This window comes from Pseudomonas sp. LB3P31 (assembly GCF_054897945.1).
In genome coordinates, this window is record NZ_CM142710.1 from 3,767,018 (window position 1) to 3,786,165 (window position 19,148).

Genomic DNA, 19,148 nt, shown 5'->3' on the forward strand with positions numbered 1-19,148 from the left:
GGCGCCGACAAGAATGGGGAAGACCATGGCACGAATTCTGATCGTCGATGACTCGCCGACCGAAATGTACAAACTGACCGGCATGCTGGAAAAGCACGGTCATGAAGTCTTGAAAGCCGAAAACGGCGCCGACGGCGTGGCCCTGGCTCGCCAGGAAAAACCTGACGCGGTACTGATGGACATCGTCATGCCCGGCCTCAACGGCTTCCAGGCCACCCGGCAGCTGACCAAGGACCCGGAAACCGGACACATCCCGGTGATCATCATCACCACCAAGGATCAGGAAACCGACAAGGTCTGGGGCACGCGCCAGGGCGCCAGGGATTACCTGACCAAGCCGGTCGACGAAGACACTCTGATCGAAACCCTTAATAAAGTGCTGGCCGGTTGATCGTCGGGCCATGAGCGAATCGCTGACTGCCTTCGAACTGTTGCTGCAGATCGATCAGCGCTGCCGAGTGCTGGCAGCGGATCTACCGTCCCAGCCCACCCGGCAGGACAGTTGGAGCGGCATAGGTTTTCGTCTGGGCGAGCACTGGTATGTTGCGCCCATGGGCGAAATCAGCGAAGTCCTGCACGAACCGCGACTCACTCAGTTGCCCGGGGTAAAGCCCTGGGTCAAGGGTGTGGCCAACTTGCGCGGGCGCTTGCTGCCGATCATGGATATCTGCGGGTTCTTCGGCCTTGAGCTGTCGGCGGTGCGCAAGCAGCGGCGGGTGCTGGTGGTGGAACACGGCGAGGTGTTCGCCGGGTTGATGGTGGATGAGGTGTTCGGCCTGCAGCATTTTGCCCAAGGCAGCCTGGCGACGGTGGATAATTTGAGCGGGCCGATTGCGCCGTTCATCCAGGGCCGGTTTCAGCGTGAGCAGGACTGGCAGGTGTTCAGCCCGTTTGCGTTGGCGCAGTCGCAGGCTTTTATGCACGTGGCTTTGTAAACACTGAACCCTGTAGGAGTGAGCCTGCTCGCGATGGTGTGTCAGCTACGTCAATGTCACTGATACTCCATCGCGAGCAGGCTCACTCCTACAGGGGATCTGCGGCGGGTTATAGAGGTTGGTTAACAGGCGAGGACCGATGATAAAAGCAAAAACAGGCAAGCCAATGGAAGGGTCGCGCAGCCGCTCGCAGATCATCGTGCTGTTCATCGCGCTGATCATCTTCATCATGCTGTTGTTCGCCAATTTCGCGTACCTCAACACCCAGGCCACGTACGACAAACAGTACATTGGCCACGCCGGCGAGCTGCGGGTGCTGTCCCAGCGCATCGCCAAGAATGCTACCGAGGCGGCCGCCGGCAAGTCCGCTGCGTTCAAGCTGCTCAGCGATGCGCGCAATGACTTCGCCCAGCGCTGGAGCTATCTCAAGCAAGGCGACCCGTCCACCGGGCTGCCCCCCGCGCCGTCCGCCGTGCGCCCGGAAATGCGTGCGGTGCAGTTGGATTGGGAGCGCCTGCTAAAAAATACCGACGCCATTCTCACCAGTGAGCAGACCGTTTTGTCGCTGCACCAGGTTGCCGCGACCCTGGCCGAGACCGTCCCGCAGTTGCAGGTCGAATACGAAAAAGTCGTTGAAATTTTGCTGCAACGCGGCGCCCCAGCCGCCCAGGTCGCGATGGCTCAACGTCAATCGCTGCTGGCCGAGCGAATCCTCGGTGCGGTGAATACCGTGCTGTCCGGGGATGAAAACTCGCAACAGGCCGCCGACGTGTTTGGCCGTGATGCAGCACGCTTTGGCCTGGTACTCACGGGCATGCTGCAGGGTAATCCGGCGCTCAAAGTCAGCCAGGTCGAGGACCGCGATGCCCGGGCCCGGCTGGTCGAGATTTCCGAGCTGTTTGAATTCGTCTCGGGCTCGGTCGACGAAATTCTCGAAACCTCGCCGGAGCTGTTCAAGGTCCGCGAATCGGCCACCAACATCTTCAGCCTGTCGCAAACCCTGCTGGACGAAGCCTCGCACCTGGCCAACGGTTTTGAAAACCTCGCCGGCGGGCGTCACACCTACACCATCGGTGGTTACGTCCTGGGCTTGCTGGCGTTGGCCTCGATCATCCTGATCGGTTTGGTAATGGTGCGCGAAACCAATCGCCAGCTGCGTGAGACCGCCGAGAAGAACGAGCGCAATCAGAACGCGATCATGCGTCTGCTCGACGAGATCGAAGACCTGGCCGACGGCGACCTGACGGTAACGGCCTCGGTGACGGAAGACTTCACCGGCTCCATTGCCGACTCGATCAATTACTCCGTGGACCAACTGCGCGACCTGGTGGCAACCATCAACCTGACTGCCGGGCAGGTAGCGGCCGCCGTACAGGAAACCCAGGCCACCGCCATGCACCTGGCACAGGCCTCGGAACATCAGGCCCAGCAGATATCTGAAGCGTCCACCGCCATCAACGACATGGCCCAGTCCATCGACCAGGTGTCGGCCAACGCGGCCGAGTCTTCGGCAGTGGCCGAGCGTTCGGTGGAAATCGCCAACAAGGGTAACGAGGTGGTGCATAACACCATCCATGGCATGGACAATATTCGCGAGCAGATCCAGGACACCGCCAAGCGGATCAAGCGCCTTGGCGAATCCTCCCAGGAAATCGGCGACATTGTCAGCCTGATCGACGACATCGCCGACCAGACCAACATCCTCGCCTTGAACGCGGCCATCCAGGCCTCGATGGCGGGTGACGCCGGGCGCGGTTTTGCGGTGGTCGCCGATGAAGTGCAGCGCCTGGCCGAACGCTCATCTGCGGCGACCCGACAGATTGAGACCCTGGTCAGGGCGATTCAGACCGACACCAATGAAGCGGTCATTTCCATGGAGCAGACCACCACCGAAGTGGTGCGCGGTGCACGCCTGGCGCAGGATGCCGGGGTGGCCCTGGAGGAAATCGAAGGCGTGTCGAAGGTGCTCGCGGCACTGATCCAGAGTATTTCCAACGCTGCCCAGCAGCAGACGTCTTCCGCCGGACAGATTTCCCTGACGATGAACGTGATCCAGCAGATCACCTCACAGACATCGTCCGGCTCCACTGCCACCGCCGAAAGCATCGGCAACCTGGCAAAGATGGCCAGCCAGCTGCGGCGCTCTGTGTCCGGTTTTACCTTGCCGGCGGCGAGTGCGCAGGCTGCTGATAAAATATAGAGCGGTGCAGGCGCAGGCTTTTTTTGAGTGGAGTGGTTATGGGTGATCGTCACGACTATGTGGCCCTCGAGTGGGTCAAGGGCGAGATTGCCGAAACGCTGAGGCAGGCGGCGCTCCACCTGGAGAGCATGGCCATCGACGAAGAGCAGACGCCCCACGCACTCGCCGAATGCCTGGCCTGCATTCATCAGGTTCACGGCAGTTTGCAGATGGTCGAATTTTACGGTGCGGCGCTGCTGGCCGAGGAAATGGAACAGCTGACCCAGGCCTTGCAGCACAACCGCGTGAGCCATCGCGATGAAGCGATGCATTTGCTGTTGCAGGCGCTGGCGCAACTACCGGTGTATCTCGACCGGGTGCAAGGTGCGCGCCGCGACTTGCCGCTGGTGGTGCTGCCACTGATCAACGATTTGCGCAGCGCTCGGGGCGAGAGCCTGTTGTCCGAGACCAGCCTGTTCAGCCCGCAACTACCGGAGCTGCCAGCGCTGGACGAAGAAGCGCTTGCACTGCTGGAGCCGGCGGAATTTGCCAATGTGTTACGCAAGTTGCGGCAGATGCTGCAAATGGCACTGGTTGGCTTAATGCGTGAACAGGATGATGACACTCACTTAGGGTATCTGGCCAAGGTGTTTGCACGACTTGAAGGCATCTGCGGTCAGGCGCCGCTCAGCCCATTATGGCAGGTGGCGTCAGCGTTGGTGGAAGGCATGCGCAGTGGTGCGATCGGCAACAGCCCGGCGCTGCGCAGCCTGTTCAAGGACGCTGACAAGCAACTCAAGCGCCTGCTCGAAGAGGGCATGCGCGGCATCAATCAACCGGCACCGCCAGAGCTGCTCAAGAGTTTGCTGTTCTACATTGCCAAGGCCGAACACCCCACAGGGCGCATGCAGACCATGAAAGATCGCTACTCCCTCGAGGACGCGTTGCCCGACAGCGCAATGGTTGATGAAGAGCGCGCCCGGCTGGCCGGTCCCGACCGCGACGCCATGCGTTCAGTGCTGGTGGCGCTGTGCGAGGAATTGGTGCGGGTCAAGGAAGGCCTGGACTTGTTCGTGCGCAGCGACCGCCAGCACATTGCCGATCTCGACAGCCTGCTGTCACCCCTGCGGCAGATCGCCGACACCCTGGCGGTTTTGGGTTTTGGCCAGCCGCGCAAGGTCATCATCGATCAGCTGGCGGTGGTGCTGAGCCTGGCCCAGGGCCAACGCGAACCCAGCGACGCCATCCTCATGGACGTCGCCGGCGCCTTGCTCTACGTCGAAGCGAACCTGGCCGGCATGGTTGGCAATCTGGAGCCGGAAAGCCAGGAGGACAGCCGCCTGCCCACCACCGACCTGACGCAGATTCACCAGATCGTCATCCGCGAAGCGCGCATCTGCCTGCAGCAGGCCAAGGACATGATCGTCGACTACATCGACGCTGACTGGGACCGCCAGCACTTGCAGACCCTGCCGGCTTTGTTGACGCAGATCCGCGGCGCACTGGCGATGATCCCATTGAGCCGTGCGGCCAGCCTGGTCGAGGCATGCAACCAGTTCATCCGCGAGCATCTGTTGCTGGATCCGGGGCAGCCCGGCTGGCAGGAGCTCGACAGCCTGGCCGACGTGATGACCAGCATCGAATATTACCTGGAGCGTCTTAGCGATGACCCCGAGTCGTCCGGGGAGCAGGTGCTGGATGTGGCGCAGAAGGGCCTGGCCGCACTGGGTTTTCTCCCCAGCGCCGGGCATGCACAGCTGCTTGAAGAGGCGCCGAACCCGACTGAAGCGCAGTTAATGCAGGAACTGCAGGCGTTCGGTGGCCCGGACGTGGTGCAGACCCTCGCGGATGTCCTGGCCGCCCCGGTGTCCGCTGTGAATCCGCCGGCGCTGCACACGCCCGGCAGCTTGCTACCGCCGCCGCCGGGCGAACCTCCGGTGGACGATGAACTGCGCGAAGTGTTTCTCGAAGAAACCGCAGAAGTGCTGGAAATCCTCCAGGAATATCTGCCGCGCTGGGTCGCCGACCCCCGCAATACATCCACGCTGAGTGAGCTGCGCCGGGCTTTTCACACCCTCAAAGGCAGCGGCCGCATGGTTCGGGCGCTGATCCTCGGCGAGTTGGCCTGGGCAGTGGAGAACCTGCTCAACCGAGTGCTCGAACATAGTGTTCAGCCAGGGCCTGCAGTGCATCAACTGTTGGCCGATGTGTTGGACCTGTTGCCGGAGCTGGTCGCGGAATTCGCCCACGATGCGCAGCGCCAGCGCAATGATGTCGACCATCTGGCTGCCCGAGCGCATGCGTTGGCCAAGGGCGATCCAGCCCCGGCGGAAGAAGACGTGCAGGACGTCGCGGCCCTGGATCCGCTGCTCCTTGAGATATTTCGCAACGAAGCAGAAACCCATTTGGGCAGCATCAATCGCTTCCTCGACCAGGCCGCCGAGCACGTGCCGTTGCAGGCCAGTGATGAACTGCAGCGCGCCTTGCATACCCTCAAGGGCAGCGCCTCGATGGCCGGCGTGCTGCCGATCGCCGAACTCGCGGCGCCGCTGGATCAGTTGGCCCGCGAGTACAAGGCGCACCTGATCGCGCTGGACCTGGATGAAGTCGAGCTGCTGCTGGAAGCCGAAGGCCTGTTCCGGCTAGGCCTGCGTCAGCTCAGGAACGACCCGCTGGCGCAGATTCCTGGCGCACGTAGTTTGATCGAGCGCGCCCAGGCGCTGCTGGCCGAGCGCCTGCAAACCCTCATGAGCGCGCCCCATGATCGACTGCGGATCAAGCGTGATCCGCAACTGATCAACAACTTCCTCGCCCAAGGCATGGATATCCTGCTGGACGCCGAAAGCCTGCTGCAACGGTGGCAGCAACACCCCGGCGAGCGTCAGGAGCTCAGCGCGCTGCTGGACGAGTTGACTACATTGGGCGAGGGCGCACACCTGGCCGACCTGCACCCGGTGGATGAGCTGTGTGAAGCCTTGCTCGATCTGTACGGTGCGGTCGAGGAGAGCAGCCTGGCGGTCAGCCCGGGGTTTTTCCGCGAGGCGCAAAGTGCCCACGAAGCGCTGATCAACATGCTCGATGAGCTGGCTGCGGGCCAGGAAGTCAGCCCGCAGCCAGAGCGCGTGCGCGCCTTGCGGGGCCTGCTGGATGAAAGCCTGGACCCATCGGCGACCGGCCTGATTCGCAGCGACGGCAGCCGCACCCTGAGCATTCGCGAGCTGGGCAGCGCCACTGCGGAACTGGCGCAGTCCGAATCGCGGCTTGATCCAGACGACGCGATCGTGTCGATCTTCCTCGAAGAAGCGCTGGATATCCTCGAAAGCTCGGGCCAGGCGCTGCACCGGTGGTTGGGCGAGCCGGACAACGCCGCGCCGCTGATGTCGCTGCAGCGTGACCTGCACACCCTCAAGGGCGGAGCGCGGATGGCCGAAGTCGGGCCAGTCGGTGATCTGGCTCATGAGCTCGAAGGTCTGTATGAAGGCCTGGTGGACCGCCGCTACCACCACAACGATGGGCTGGCGCAGTTGCTGCAACGCAGCCATGACCGCCTGGCGCAAATGCTTGAGCAGCTAGGCGACCACCAGCCGCTGAGCGATCCAGGCGAGCTGATCGAGGCCATCCGCGAGTTTCGCCAGAACAATCTCAGTAGTGCCGAAGCGGCTGAAACGCCCCTGATGATCGACTCTCCAGGCCATGATCCGGAGCTACTGGAAATCTTCCTCGAAGAAGGTTTCGACATCATCGAAAACTCCGGCGCGGCCCTGGTGCGCTGGCAGGCCGAGCCGGCGAATCGCCAGGAAGTGGAAAACCTGCTGCGTGATTTGCACACCCTGAAGGGTGGCGCGCGCATGGTCGAAATCGCGCCGATCGGTGACCTGGCCCATGAGCTGGAGTTTCTTTACGAAGGGTTGTCGGCGGGCGCACTGAAACCGACTCCTGCGATGTTCGGGCTGTTGCAGAGCAGCCATGACCGACTGGCGCAAATGCTCGACGCGGCCCGGGCCGGCCAGCGCCTGCCGCCAGCGGATCAGTTGATCGAGTCGATCCGCAACTGCAGTCACCCGACGGTACTGGAAGAGCCTGTTCCTGCCCCCGCATTACTCAAGCCGGAACCACCGGCACTGCAGCCTGACGCCGGCGCCGACATGGTCAAGGTCTCGGCGGAGCTGCTGGATGATCTGGTCAACCTGGCGGGAGAAACGTCGATTTTTCGCGGGCGCATCGAGCAGCAGGTCAGCGATGCGCGGGTGGCTTTGAGCGAAATGGAAACCACCATCGAGCGCATGCGCGACCAGTTGCGCCGCCTCGATACGGAAACCCAGGGACGAATCCTCAGCCGCCAGCAGGTGGACGCCGAGCACCTGGGTTACGAGGAGTTCGATCCGCTGGAGATGGACCGCCACTCGCAGTTGCAGCAACTGTCCCGAGCGCTGTTCGAGTCCGCCTCCGACTTGCTCGATCTCAAGGAAACCCTCGACCGGCGTAATCAGGATGCGGAGAACCTGCTGCAGCAGCAGGGGCGCATCAATACCGAATTGCAGGAAGGCCTGATGCGCACGCGCATGGTGCCGTTCGAACGGATGATGCCGCGCCTCAAGCGCATCGTTCGCCAGGTCTCCAGCGAATTGGGCAAGGACGTGCAGTTCATCGTTGGCAATGCCGAAGGCGAAATGGACCGTAACGTTCTTGAACGCATGGCGGCGCCGCTTGAGCACATGCTGCGCAACGCCGTCGACCACGGTCTGGAGTCTGCCGAGGTGCGCATTGCAGCGGGCAAACCGGCGCAGGGCACCATCACCCTGGACCTGTCACGCGAGGGCGGGGATATCATTTTCGATATCCGCGACGACGGCGCTGGCGTGCCGCTGGACGCGGTGCGCCGCAAGGCGATCAAGCGTGGCTTGCTGGCGCCCGACAGCGATATCAGCGACCGCGACGTACTGCAATTCATCCTTCAGCCGGGGTTTTCCACGGCGGAAAAAATCACTCAGATTTCCGGGCGCGGCGTGGGCATGGACGTGGTCCACGAAGAGGTCCGGCAACTGGGGGGGAGCATGATCATTGACTCGGTCTCGGGGCAGGGTGTGCATTTTCGCATTCGCCTGCCGTTCACCGTGTCGGTTAACCGGGCGCTGATGGTGCAATGCGCTGAAGACCAGTATGCGATTCCGTTGAACACCATTGACGGTATCGTTCGGGTTCTGCCCAACGAACTCGAAGGCCATTACCGCCTGGATCCGCCGACCTATAAATACGCCGGGCAGCACTATGAATTGTGCTACCTCGGCGAGCTGCTGAAGACCAGCGGCCGTCCGAAACTGCTGGGGCAAAACCTGCCACTGCCGGTGTTGCTGGTGCAGTGCAACGAACGCCACATCGCCGTGCAGGTCGACGCCATGGCTGGCACCCGGGAGATCGTGGTCAAGAGCCTGGGTGCGCAATTCGCCGCCGTCCAGGGGTTGTCCGGAGCGACGATCCTCGGTGATGGCCGGGTGGTGCTGATTCTGGACCTGCTGGCGCCGATCCGCGCCATGCAGGCCCGGCTACCGCGCCAGACTGCAGTGCACGGAGCCGAGCCCGAGCCGCACAAACCATTGCTGGTCCTGGTGGTCGATGACTCGGTCACCGTGCGCAAGGTCACCAGTCGTCTGCTCGAACGCCACGGCATGAATGTGCTGACCGCCAAGGATGGAGTCGATGCCATGGCACTGCTCGAAGAGCACCTGCCCGATCTGATGCTGCTGGATATCGAAATGCCGCGCATGGATGGCTTCGAGGTGGCCACGCAAGTGCGAGCCGATGAACGCACGCGGCATCTGCCGATCATCATGATCACTTCACGCACCGGGCAGAAGCACCGCGACCGCGCCATGGCGATTGGCGTCAACGACTACCTTGGCAAGCCTTATCAGGAATCGGTGCTGCTCGAAAGCATCGCGCACTGGAGCAAACCCCATGCTTGAACACCGCACCAGCAACCTCATTGGGCTGCTGCTGCCCTTGGCCGATCGCAACCTCATCCTGCCCAACGTGGCGGTCGCCGAACTGATCGACTATCAGCCTGGCGCCTTCGACCTGGATACGCCGCCTTGGTACCTGGGGCGGGTAGGGTGGCGCAACCGGCAGATTCACTTGCTCAGCTTCGAGTCTGCGTGTGGCCAGAAAATCGTCATGGGCGAGCGGGTGCGGATCGTGATTCTCAACGCACTGGGAGGACGCGCCGAGCTGAAATTTATCGCGCTTCTGGTCCAGGGCATTCCGCGGTCGTGCAAGCTCGATAGTCAGCTGAGCTATGTCGATGTGCCTTTATGTCCTTTGGAGCAGGCGGCGGTGCAAGTCGGGGATCAGGTAGCCAAGGTGCCGGACTTGCTGGCGCTGGAAGAGTTACTTGTAGCTGCTGGGTTGGTCTGAAGTATGCCATCGCGGGCAAGCCTTGCTCCCACAGGTTTCTGCAGGTGAATGAAGTTATCAGCCCTACTCAGATACTGTGGGAGCAAGGCTTGCCCGCGATGGCGTCAGTCCTGCCAATACACCAACTACAGACTGCTCGCAGAGAGCGGCCCATCCGCACTGTCCGCCACCCGATTCACCGCCAACTCCGCCAGCATGATGATTTGCTGGATGGCCAGGGCTGTGTGGCGCTGGGAGCCCTCCAGGTACCCCACAAAATCGCTGACCAGCAGGCTGGCCGATGCCAGGCTGTCGCGCGCCATCGACAGCAGTTTCGAGGAATCGACATCGGGGGCGACGACAAACAGTGTGGCGGGTTGGGCTGAGGTCTTTTCCTCGTTGGGTGGGTTCAAGTAATGATTGAGCGCGCGGTCGGCCGCTTCGTGGAGTTTTTTCGAGCCCATTGAGGCATAGGGCGTGACTGATTGGGTGTCGGGGTGCTGAAAAATGGCTGTGGACATGTCGATCTCCGTTGCTGCGTCCGGTGCCGCATAGGTGCGGGTTTTTACACCCGATCGATGAGTTGTCATCGAACTGTAACGTTAGGCCCGGCGTGTCTGAGGGGCAACCTGAAAGCGCTGTGGGAACCCTCCTAGGAAGGCGTCGAATGGTCCTACAGCAGTGTGTAGGAATGCACACGTAGCGGATTTTTAATGCCGATGATGCGGTCTGAATCATTGCGCTTTCAGGCTTCAAGCCTGAGCCTTGCGCACTGTCGCAGTGGATTTCGAGGTAGGCAATACATGTATCACGGGGAAAAACTCAACGCCTGGACGCACTTGGTCGGGGCGGTAGCCGCGTTTATCGGTGTGGTGTGGATGCTGGTGATTGCCAGCATGGACGGCAGTCCGTGGAAGATCGTCAGCGTGGCGATCTATGGTTTCACCTTGCTGGTGCTCTACAGCGCCTCGACCGTTTACCACAGCGTGCGCGGGCACAAAAAAGCGATCATGCAGAAAGTTGATCACTTTTCGATCTATTTGCTGATCGCCGGCAGCTACACGCCGTTTTGCCTGGTGACCCTGCGCGGGCCCTGGGGCTGGACACTGTTCGGGATCGTCTGGGGCCTGGCGGTGATCGGCATCCTGCAGGAGATCAAGCCGCGCTCGGAAGCACGGGTGCTGTCGATCGTGATCTATGCGGTGATGGGCTGGATCGTGCTGGTGGCGGTCAAGCCATTAATGGCGGCGCTGGGCACTACCGGTTTCGCCTGGCTGGCGTCGGGCGGGGTGTTGTACACCGTGGGGATCATCTTTTTTGCGCTGGACCATCGGCTGCGGCATGCCCATGGGATCTGGCATTTGTTTGTGATTGCGGGGAGTTTGCTGCACTTCGTGGCGATCTTGTTTTATGTGTTGTGACTAGAAAATCAAAAGCAAGATCAAGAGATCGCAGCCTGCGGCAGCTCCTACGGGGGAGTGCGCTCTACTGTAGGAGCTGCCGCAGGCTGCGATCTTTTGATGTTAGAAATCCCCCCAAAGCTGCTGAGCCACCGCCAGTGCCACCACCGGCGCCGTCTCGGTACGCAGCACCCGCGGACCCAGCCGCGCAGCATGAAAACCCGCGCCTTTGGCCTGTTCGACCTCGACATCCGACAACCCGCCTTCGGGGCCAATCAGGAATGCCAGCGTGCCCGGCTTCGCATGACTCACCAGCGGCTCGGCCACCGGGTGCAGCACCAGCTTCAACTCGGCTTCAGTCTGCTTCAACCAATCAGCCAACAGCTGCGGCGGATGAATCACGGGCACTCTCGACCGCCCGCATTGCTCGCAGGCGCTGATCGCCACCTGGCGCCAGTGCAGCAGGCGTTTATCAGCGCGTTCGTCTTTGAGGCGGACTTCGCAGCGGTCGGTGAAGATCGGGGTGATTTCGCTGACGCCCAGTTCAGTGGCTTTCTGAATCGCCCAATCCATCCGCTCGCCGCGGGACAGGCCCTGGCCGAGATGGATCTGCAGTGGCGACTCGATCTGGCCTTCGAAGCTTTCATCGACCTGCACCACCACGCGCTTCTTGCCGACCTCTGCCAGCCGGGCGCGAAACTCCAGGCCCGAGCCGTCGAACAGTTGCAGCGCATCACCCTCCGCCATGCGCAGCACGCGGCTGATGTAGTGCGCCTGGGCCTCGGGCAATTCGTGCTCGCCAATGCTCAGGGGGGCGTCGGTAAAGAAGCGGGACAGTCTCATTCTTGGTCTCTGGAAAGTATTTAATCAGCTGAATCGGTGGTGGCTTCATTCGCGAGCAAGCCCGCTCCCACATTGGAATGCGTTACTCCTGTGGGAGCGGGCTTGCTCGCGAAGACGGCGGACCAGGCACCTGCAAGCCCAAGGGAAACCAATCAACCCGGATCACGAAACCCCGGGTGGAAGTTCTCCGGCACCGACACGCTGACGCTATCACGCGTCGCAATGTCGATCCCTTCGCTGGCCACTTCCGCCAGAAAGTCTATCTGATCAGGAGTGATCACGTACGGCGGCAGGAAATACACCACGCTGCCCAGGGGGCGCAACAAGGCCCCGCGCTCCAGCGCATGCTGGAACACCTTGAGGCCACGGCGCTCCTGCCACGGATAGGCTTCTTTGGTGGCCTTGTCCTTGACCATCTCAATGGCCAGGACCATGCCGGTCTGGCGCACTTCCGAAACGTTCGGGTGATCGGCCAGGTGTGCTGTGGAGGTAGCCATGCGCTGTGCCAAGGCTTTGTTGTTCTCGATGACGTTGTCTTCTTCGAAAATATCCAGGGTTGCCAACGCCGCCGCACAGGCCAGCGGGTTGCCGGTGTAGCTGTGGGAGTGCAGGAAGGCGCGCAGGGTCGGGTAGTCGTCGTAGAACGCGCTATAGACATCTTCCGTGGTGACGCAGGCCGCCAACGGCAAGTATCCGCCGGTCAGGGCCTTGGACAGGCACAGGAAGTCCGGACGGATGCCCGCCTGTTCGCAGGCAAACATCGTCCCGGTGCGGCCGAAACCCACGGCGATTTCATCGTGGATCAGGTGCACGCCATACCGATCACAGGCTTCACGCAATAGCTTGAGGTACACCGGGTGATACATGCGCATGCCGCCAGCGCCCTGAATCAACGGCTCGACGATCACCGCCGCGACCGTGTCGTGGTGCTTGGCCAGGGTCTGCTCCATGGCGGCGAACATGTTGCGCGAGTGCTCCTCCCAGCCCATACCTTGGGGGCGCAGGTAGCAATCCGGGCTGGGCACCTTGATCGTGTCCAGCAGCAGCGCCTTATAGGTTTCGGTGAACAGCGGCACGTCGCCCACCGACATCGCCGCCATGGTTTCGCCGTGGTAGCTGTTGGTCAGGGTGACAAAACGCTTTTTATTCGGCTGGCCGCGGTTGAGCCAGTAGTGAAAGCTCATTTTCAATGCGACTTCAATGCAGGACGAACCATTATCGGCGTAGAAGCACCGGGTCAGGCCTTCGGGTGTCATCTTCACCAGGCGCTCGGACAACTCGATTACCGGCTGGTGGCTGAAGCCTGCGAGGATCACGTGTTCCAGCTGATCGACCTGATCCTTGATGCGCTGGTTGATGCGCGGGTTGGCATGGCCGAATACGTTGACCCACCAGGAGCTGACCGCATCGAGGTAACGTTTGCCTTCGAAGTCCTCAAGCCACACGCCTTCACCGCGCTTGATCGGGATCAGCGGCAGCTGTTCGTGGTCTTTCATCTGGGTGCACGGATGCCACAGCACGGCGAGATCGCGTTGCATCCACTGATTATTCAGGCCCATGTTCAGTCTCCTCGAGGCAGTCCGTGACAAACGCGGACACACAATCGCGCAAGCCTATGCAATGGCTCGCCGCGGAACAACCCATTGCGGCAATTGAACTACATTGAGTGGGGCGATAGACGTCGCTGGCGGCCATTTGATGGCTGACGTATTCTTCGCCGTTCCTTGAGTCGTCTGACTCGCATAACTGTTTTCCCTCGTGTATTTCCGGAGTTCGCTGAATGTCTGCTGGTTGGCTGCGCGCCTGTGCGCTGGTGATGTTGGGGCTGTTCAGCGTGTCTGCGCTGGCCAAGGATAAAACAGCGATCGTGATCGGCGGCGGGCTGTCCGGCCTCACGGCTGCTTACGAACTGCAAAACAAGGGTTGGCAGGTCACCCTGCTGGAAGCCAAGCCGGCCCTGGGCGGTCGCTCGGGCATGGCCACCAGTGAGTGGATCGGCAACGACAAGACCCAGCCGGTGCTGAACAAGTACGTCTCGACCTTCAAGCTCGGCACCACGCCGGCCCCGGAATTCGTGCGCATTCCTGGTTACCTGATCGACGGCGTGTATTACACCTCGGCCGACCTGGCGACCAAGGATCCGACCACTGCCGAAGCGCTCAAACGCTACGAAAAGACCGTGGACGACCTGGCGCGCTCAATCGAAGACCCGCAGAACCCGTCGGCGAACAGCACCCTGCACGCCCTGGATCAGATCAACGTATCCAACTGGCTTGACCGCTTGTCGCTGCCACCTACGGCGCGCCAGTTGATCAACCAGCAAATTCGTACCCGCTACGACGAACCGTCGCGCCTGTCGCTGCTGTACTTCGCACAACAGAGCCGTGTGTACCTGGGCGTCTCCGATCGTGACTTGCGCGCTTCGCGCTTGCTCGGTGGCAGCCCGGTGCTGGCACAGGCGTTCGTCAAGCAGCTGAAGACCATCAAAACCAGCTCCCCGGTGTCGGCCATCCTCCAGGACAAGGACGGCGTGACCGTCAAGGTCGGCAGCGTTGGTTATCAGGCTGACTACGTGGTGGTAGCAGTGCCATTGCGCGCGCTGAGCAAGATTCAGATGACCCCGGCGATGGACGCCCAGCACATGGGCGCGATCAAGGGCACCAACTACGGCTGGCGCGACCAGATCATGCTGAAATTCAAGACGCCGGTGTGGGAAAGCAAGGCGCGCATGTCCGGTGAGATCTACAGCAACACCGGCCTCGGCATGTTGTGGGTCGAGCCGGCATTGAAGGGTGGCGCCAACGTGGTGATCAACCTGTCCGGCGACAACTCCCGCGTGATGCAGGCTTTTGGCGACAAACAGATGGTCGATCAGGTGCTGATCCGCCTGCACGCGTTTTATCCACAGGCCCGCGGCTCGTTCACCGGTTATGAAATCCGCCGCTACAGCACCGACCCATCCATGGGCGGCGCCTACCTGGCCTTCGGTCCTGGTCAGATCAGCAAATACTGGCGCCTGTGGGAGCGCCCGCTGCAGCGCGTAACCTTCGCGGGCGAACACACCGACACCTTGTACCCGGGCACCCTGGAAGGCGCCTTGCGTACGGGTCAGCGCGCAGCCAGTCAGGTTGAAGACCTGGCGGCAGGCAAGTCGTTTGAACCGGCGAAGGTTGTGCCGGTGGCTGCTGCTGCGGCGGCGGGTGCGGTTGCGGCGAAGAAGGGCAACTTCTTCACCAATTTGTTTGGTGGTGGCGATGAAGAGAAGAAGCCTGAGCCAGTGAAGGCGCCAGCGCCCGTTGCTCCGGCTGCGCCAACCCCCGCTCCGGTACCGACGCCTGCACCAGCGCCGGTGGAAGCAGCGAAGCCTGGGGCGCCGGTGAAAGCCGAGCCAGCGAAGAAGGCCTCGACCAAGACGCCGGTGAAGAAGCCTGCGGCTAAAACCGAGGCCAAGAAAGCTCCGGTGAAGAAGGCTGAGCCGGCCAAGAAGCCAGCGGCCAAACCGGCTGCTACTACTGAAGCCAAGGCTCAGTAGCCTGGTGGTGCATAGAAGCGCGGCTCCAGGGTCGCGCTTTTTTTTGCCTTTCAGAAAGCTATCGCGAGCAGGCTCACTCCTACAGGGTTGCGTGTCAGGCACGTTCTTGCGAGCACCAAGAATCCTCTGTAGGAGTGAGCCTGCTCGCGATGGGTCCCAACAGCTCGACAAATTTAACCAGCTAGGCACTAACATGCCGCCACACTTTGTCCTTTAATCTTTCCTTAACACGCCTATTTCACACTGATCATCGTATTTCTCGATATTTCAAAGCGAAATTTTCGGCTTTAATTCGATAGATAAGTCGTTAGTCTTGGTCGCAGTTCTCACAGGATTTGGGCAATGCAGCTACGTAACTCTTCTTCGCGCTACGGTTGGATCAGCGTCTTCATTCACTGGGTGGTGGCACTGGCGGTCTTCGGATTGTTTGCGCTGGGCTTGTGGATGATCGACCTGGACTACTACAGCCTCTGGCGCAAAGACGCGCCGGACCTGCACAAAAGCATTGGCCTGGTGTTGTTTGCAGTCATGCTGTTGAGGGTGCTCTGGCGTTTCATCAGCCCACCTCCGCCTACCCTGGAAAGCTACAGCCGCATGACGCGCCTTGGCGCCAAGTTTGGCCACTCGTTCCTGTATGTCGGTTTGTTCGCTGTGATGATTGCCGGTTACCTGATTTCCACCGCAGACGGTGTCGGGATTCCGGTGTTTGGCTTGTTTGAAGTGCCTGCACTGGTCTCCGGGCTACCGGACCAGGCAGATACCGCCGGTGTGATTCATCTGTACCTGGCATGGGCGCTGGTAATTTTTTCCGGCCTTCATGCGTTGGCAGCAATGAAGCACCACTTTATTGACCGTGATGCGACCCTGACTCGAATGCTCGGCCGCAAAGCCTGAAGTTCAACCTCGACTCCAAAGGAATAGAAAGCATGTTGAAAAAGACTCTCGCCGCTCTGGCAATCGGTTCCGCCCTGCTGTCCGGCAACGTGATGGCAGCTGATTATGTAGTGGACAAGGAAGGTCAGCACGCCTTCGTCGACTTCAAGATCAGCCACCTGGGCTACAGCTTCATTACCGGTACCTTCAAGGACATCGACGGCAAGTTCAGCTTCGATGCGGCCAAGCCTGAAGACAGCAAGATCGAGTTCAATGTGAACACCGCCAGCGTATTCACCAACCACGCTGAACGTGACAAGCACATTGCCAGCAAAGATTTCCTCGACGGCAGCAAAGCCACTTTCGTTTCCACCAGCGTAAAGTCCACCGGCGCAAATACTGCTGACGTGACGGGCAACCTGACCCTGCTGGGCGTGACCAAGCCAATCGTGGTCAAGGCCACCTTCCTGGGTGAAGGCAAGGATCCATGGGGCGGCTACCGTGCCGGCTTTGAAGGCACCACCAGCATCAAGCGTTCCGATTTCGGCAAGCAGAAAGACCTGGGTCCGAAGTCTGACGCAGTTGAGCTGTACATCTCGTTTGAAGGCGTGAAAGCGAAGTAATTTTCGCCGCTTAAACAAAAACGCCCGCGATCTCACGATCGCGGGCGTTTTTTGTTGCCTTGTAAATTCTGAACAACCAATGCAATCCCCTGTGGGAGCGGGCTTGCTCGCGAAGGCGGTTTCTCAGTCAAAATTTGGTTGCCTGACACACCGCCTTCGCGAGCAAGCCCGCTCCCACAGGGGGATCTGTGGTGGTTTGAGGAATAGTGTTACCTCAGAAACAAAAATGCCCCGAATCTTGAGATCCGGGGCATTTTTTATTGCAGCGTCAACTCAGCGATTGCGAGTCAGCAGCGCAGGTTTCTCACCGCGTGGACGGCCTGGCAATTGATCAAGCTGTTCAGGTGTCGGGAAACGATCGGTTTTCGACTCCTTGTGAATGATCTTCGGGGCCGGGCCACGCGGGTTCTGCACGGCTGGTTCCGAGCGAGGCTGCTCATCACGTGCCGGGCGTCGGTTGCGACCTTCTTCGCGACGGGCCTGGCCGTCACGTGGAGCGCCGCTGCGTGGGCCACTGCGCTTGGCCGGCGGAGTGCCGGTGGTAGCGCCGTCGCTGCTGCGCGGACCGCTCTGACGACCCTGAGGTTTGCCGCCACTGCGTGGAGCACCAGCACCTGCGCCGGCTGCCGCGCCGGGTGCCGGGGCACCTGGACGACGACCGCGGCCCTGGGCTGGCTTGGCCTGTGGAACGTAGTCAACGCGATTGCCGAAGTTATCCACATCGTCGTCGAGGAACTCGTCCGGGGCACGGTCAGCGGAAGCACGAGGTGCCGGGCGCTGTTGCTCGCGAGCTGGAGTGCCTTCACGTGGTTTGTGTTCACGTGCCGGACGCTCGCCGCGGGCAGCGGCGGCAGGTTTTTCCTTGCCGCCCTTGTCCTTGCCCTTGTCTTTACGACCGCCACCACCGCCGCCGCCGTTCGGACCATCGCCGCGCGGGCCACGTGGGTTGCGCGGGTTACGCACATCCGGACGCTCGCGAACTTCAGGTTTCTCGGCTTCCACAGCGCTGGAATCGAAGCCCATCAGGTCGCCGTCGGCGATTTTCTGCCGGGTCATGCGCTCGATGCTTTTCAGCAGCTTTTCTTCGTCGGGGGCAACCAGCGAGATCGCCTCGCCCGAACGACCGGCACGGCCGGTACGGCCGATACGGTGCACGTAATCTTCGTCGACGTTCGGCAGTTCGAAGTTGACCACGTGTGGCAGTTGGTCGATGTCGAGGCCGCGAGCGGCGATGTCGGTGGCAACCAGGATGCGCACTTCACCGGCCTTGAAATCGGCCAGGGCTTTGGTGCGCGCGTTCTGGCTCTTGTTGCCGTGGATCGCGACGGCGCTCAGGCCATGCTTGTCCAGGTACTCGGCCAGGCGGTTGGCTCCGTGCTTGGTGCGGGTGAACACCAGGACCTGTTCCCAGGCGCCTGCGGTGATCAGGTGAGCCAGTAACGAGCGCTTGTGGTTGGCAGGCAGGCGGAATACGCGTTGTTCGATGCGCTCGACCGTGGTGTTCGGCGGAGTGACTTCGATGCGTTCCGGGTTGTGCAGCAGCTTGCCGGCGAGATCGGTGATGTCCTTGGAGAAGGTCGCCGAGAACAGCAGGTTCTGACGTTTGCTCGGCAAGCGAGCCAGGACCTTCTTCACATCATGCACGAAGCCCATGTCGAGCATGCGGTCGGCTTCGTCCAGCACGAGGATTTCCACGTGGGACAAATCGACGCTGCCTTGACCGGCGAGGTCGAGCAGGCGACCAGGGCAGGCCACCAGCACGTCGACACCACGGGACATGGCTTGAACCTGTGGGTTCATGCCGACGCCGCCGAAAATGCAGGCACTGACGAACTTCAGGTCACGGGCATAGACCTTGAAGCTCTCGTGAACCTGGGCCGCGAGTTCGCGAGTAGGGGTCAGGACCAGTACGCGCGGTTGGCGCGGGCCGTGACGCTGGGATTTGTCCGGGTGACCGTTAGGGAACAACCGCTCCAGGATCGGAAGGGCGAAGCCGCCGGTTTTACCAGTACCTGTCTGTGCCGCAACCATGAGGTCGCGACCTTGCAACACGGCGGGAATGGCCCGCTGTTGCACCGGAGTAGGCTCGGTATAGCCCGCCGCCTCGATGGCGCGGACTAAAGCCTCGGAGAGACCGAGGGAAGCAAAGGACATGAGTAATCCTGTTTTAGTTAGGGCTTGGCCCAATGGGAGTCTTGCCTGGCGCGAATGGCGTTTAAGAGGAACGCAATCCCGTCCGGTCCTGCTGGGTTTGAAAAGCTCGTCTGGAGCGCTCGCGCGGGCTGAAAGCTGCGCTGTAGCGGGGTCGAGATGCCTTGAACAATTCCGAGCGTCCGGGCGTGAGCCTGGCGGGAAGGCGGGAGTATAACAGAG

General features: G+C 61.2%; 13 protein-coding genes. 9 read left to right on the top strand and 4 right to left on the bottom strand.

What is annotated here, in order from left to right:
- Positions 1 to 25 precede the first annotated feature (25 nt).
- The 5 genes from pilH to ACYZTK_RS17105 all read left to right on the top strand — a co-directional run bounded on the left by pilH (position 26) and on the right by ACYZTK_RS17105 (position 9,525).
- Positions 26 to 391 carry a twitching motility response regulator PilH gene (pilH, locus tag ACYZTK_RS17085; RefSeq protein ID WP_462010960.1) on the top strand — a complete coding sequence of 122 codons (366 nt, stop codon included), beginning with the start codon at positions 26 to 28 and terminating at the stop codon, positions 389 to 391.
- A gap of 10 nt (positions 392 to 401) precedes the next feature.
- Positions 402 to 935 carry a chemotaxis protein CheW gene (locus tag ACYZTK_RS17090; protein ID WP_462010961.1) on the top strand — a complete coding sequence of 178 codons (534 nt, stop codon included), beginning with the start codon at positions 402 to 404 and terminating at the stop codon, positions 933 to 935.
- 139 nt (positions 936 to 1,074) lie between these two features.
- Positions 1,075 to 3,135: a methyl-accepting chemotaxis protein gene (locus ACYZTK_RS17095; protein WP_462010962.1), complete on the top strand. Its 2,061-nt coding sequence runs from the start codon at positions 1,075 to 1,077 to the stop codon at positions 3,133 to 3,135.
- A gap of 38 nt (positions 3,136 to 3,173) precedes the next feature.
- On the top strand, positions 3,174 to 9,077 hold the full coding sequence (locus ACYZTK_RS17100) for an Hpt domain-containing protein (protein ID WP_462010963.1): 5,904 nt from the start codon (positions 3,174 to 3,176) through the stop codon (positions 9,075 to 9,077).
- Complete coding sequence (locus tag ACYZTK_RS17105) at positions 9,070 to 9,525, top strand: chemotaxis protein CheW (RefSeq protein ID WP_462010964.1); 456 nt, start codon at positions 9,070 to 9,072, stop codon at positions 9,523 to 9,525. The genes ACYZTK_RS17100 and ACYZTK_RS17105 overlap by 8 nt, the downstream gene beginning before the upstream one ends.
- 125 nt (positions 9,526 to 9,650) lie before the next feature.
- Here ACYZTK_RS17105 and ACYZTK_RS17110 read toward each other — a convergent pair whose 3' ends face one another.
- Positions 9,651 to 10,025, bottom strand: coding sequence for a DUF6124 family protein (locus ACYZTK_RS17110; protein WP_462010965.1), 375 nt, complete (start codon positions 10,023 to 10,025; stop codon positions 9,651 to 9,653).
- A gap of 282 nt (positions 10,026 to 10,307) precedes the next feature.
- Here ACYZTK_RS17110 and trhA point away from each other — a divergent pair, with 282 nt between their 5' ends.
- Positions 10,308 to 10,925, top strand: coding sequence for a PAQR family membrane homeostasis protein TrhA (gene trhA / locus ACYZTK_RS17115; protein ID WP_462010966.1), 618 nt, complete (start codon positions 10,308 to 10,310; stop codon positions 10,923 to 10,925).
- A gap of 102 nt (positions 10,926 to 11,027) precedes the next feature.
- Here trhA and ACYZTK_RS17120 read toward each other — a convergent pair whose 3' ends face one another.
- The gene (locus ACYZTK_RS17120) at positions 11,028 to 11,747 is read right to left on the bottom strand and encodes a 16S rRNA (uracil(1498)-N(3))-methyltransferase (RefSeq protein WP_462010967.1); all 720 of its coding nucleotides are present in this window, start codon (positions 11,745 to 11,747) and stop codon (positions 11,028 to 11,030) included.
- 152 nt (positions 11,748 to 11,899) lie between these two features.
- A complete protein-coding gene (locus tag ACYZTK_RS17125) occupies positions 11,900 to 13,306 on the bottom strand; it encodes an adenosylmethionine--8-amino-7-oxononanoate transaminase (RefSeq protein ID WP_462010968.1) in 1,407 nt (468 codons plus the stop codon).
- A gap of 221 nt (positions 13,307 to 13,527) precedes the next feature.
- Between ACYZTK_RS17125 and ACYZTK_RS17130 the strand changes: the two genes are divergently transcribed.
- The 3 genes from ACYZTK_RS17130 (at position 13,528) to ACYZTK_RS17140 (ending at position 16,775) form a co-directional block, all read left to right on the top strand.
- Entirely contained in the window at positions 13,528 to 15,279 is a 1,752-nt protein-coding gene (locus ACYZTK_RS17130) for an FAD-dependent oxidoreductase (protein WP_462010969.1), read from the top strand.
- A gap of 342 nt (positions 15,280 to 15,621) precedes the next feature.
- Positions 15,622 to 16,173 (top strand): cytochrome b, encoded by a 552-nt coding sequence (locus ACYZTK_RS17135; protein WP_462010970.1) that lies wholly within the window; start codon positions 15,622 to 15,624, stop codon positions 16,171 to 16,173.
- A gap of 32 nt (positions 16,174 to 16,205) precedes the next feature.
- The gene (locus tag ACYZTK_RS17140) at positions 16,206 to 16,775 is read left to right on the top strand and encodes a YceI family protein (RefSeq protein ID WP_462010971.1); all 570 of its coding nucleotides are present in this window, start codon (positions 16,206 to 16,208) and stop codon (positions 16,773 to 16,775) included.
- A gap of 273 nt (positions 16,776 to 17,048) precedes the next feature.
- Here ACYZTK_RS17140 and ACYZTK_RS17145 read toward each other — a convergent pair whose 3' ends face one another.
- Positions 17,049 to 18,929 carry a DEAD/DEAH box helicase gene (locus tag ACYZTK_RS17145; RefSeq protein WP_462010972.1) on the bottom strand — a complete coding sequence of 627 codons (1,881 nt, stop codon included), beginning with the start codon at positions 18,927 to 18,929 and terminating at the stop codon, positions 17,049 to 17,051.
- Positions 18,930 to 19,148 lie beyond the last annotated feature (219 nt).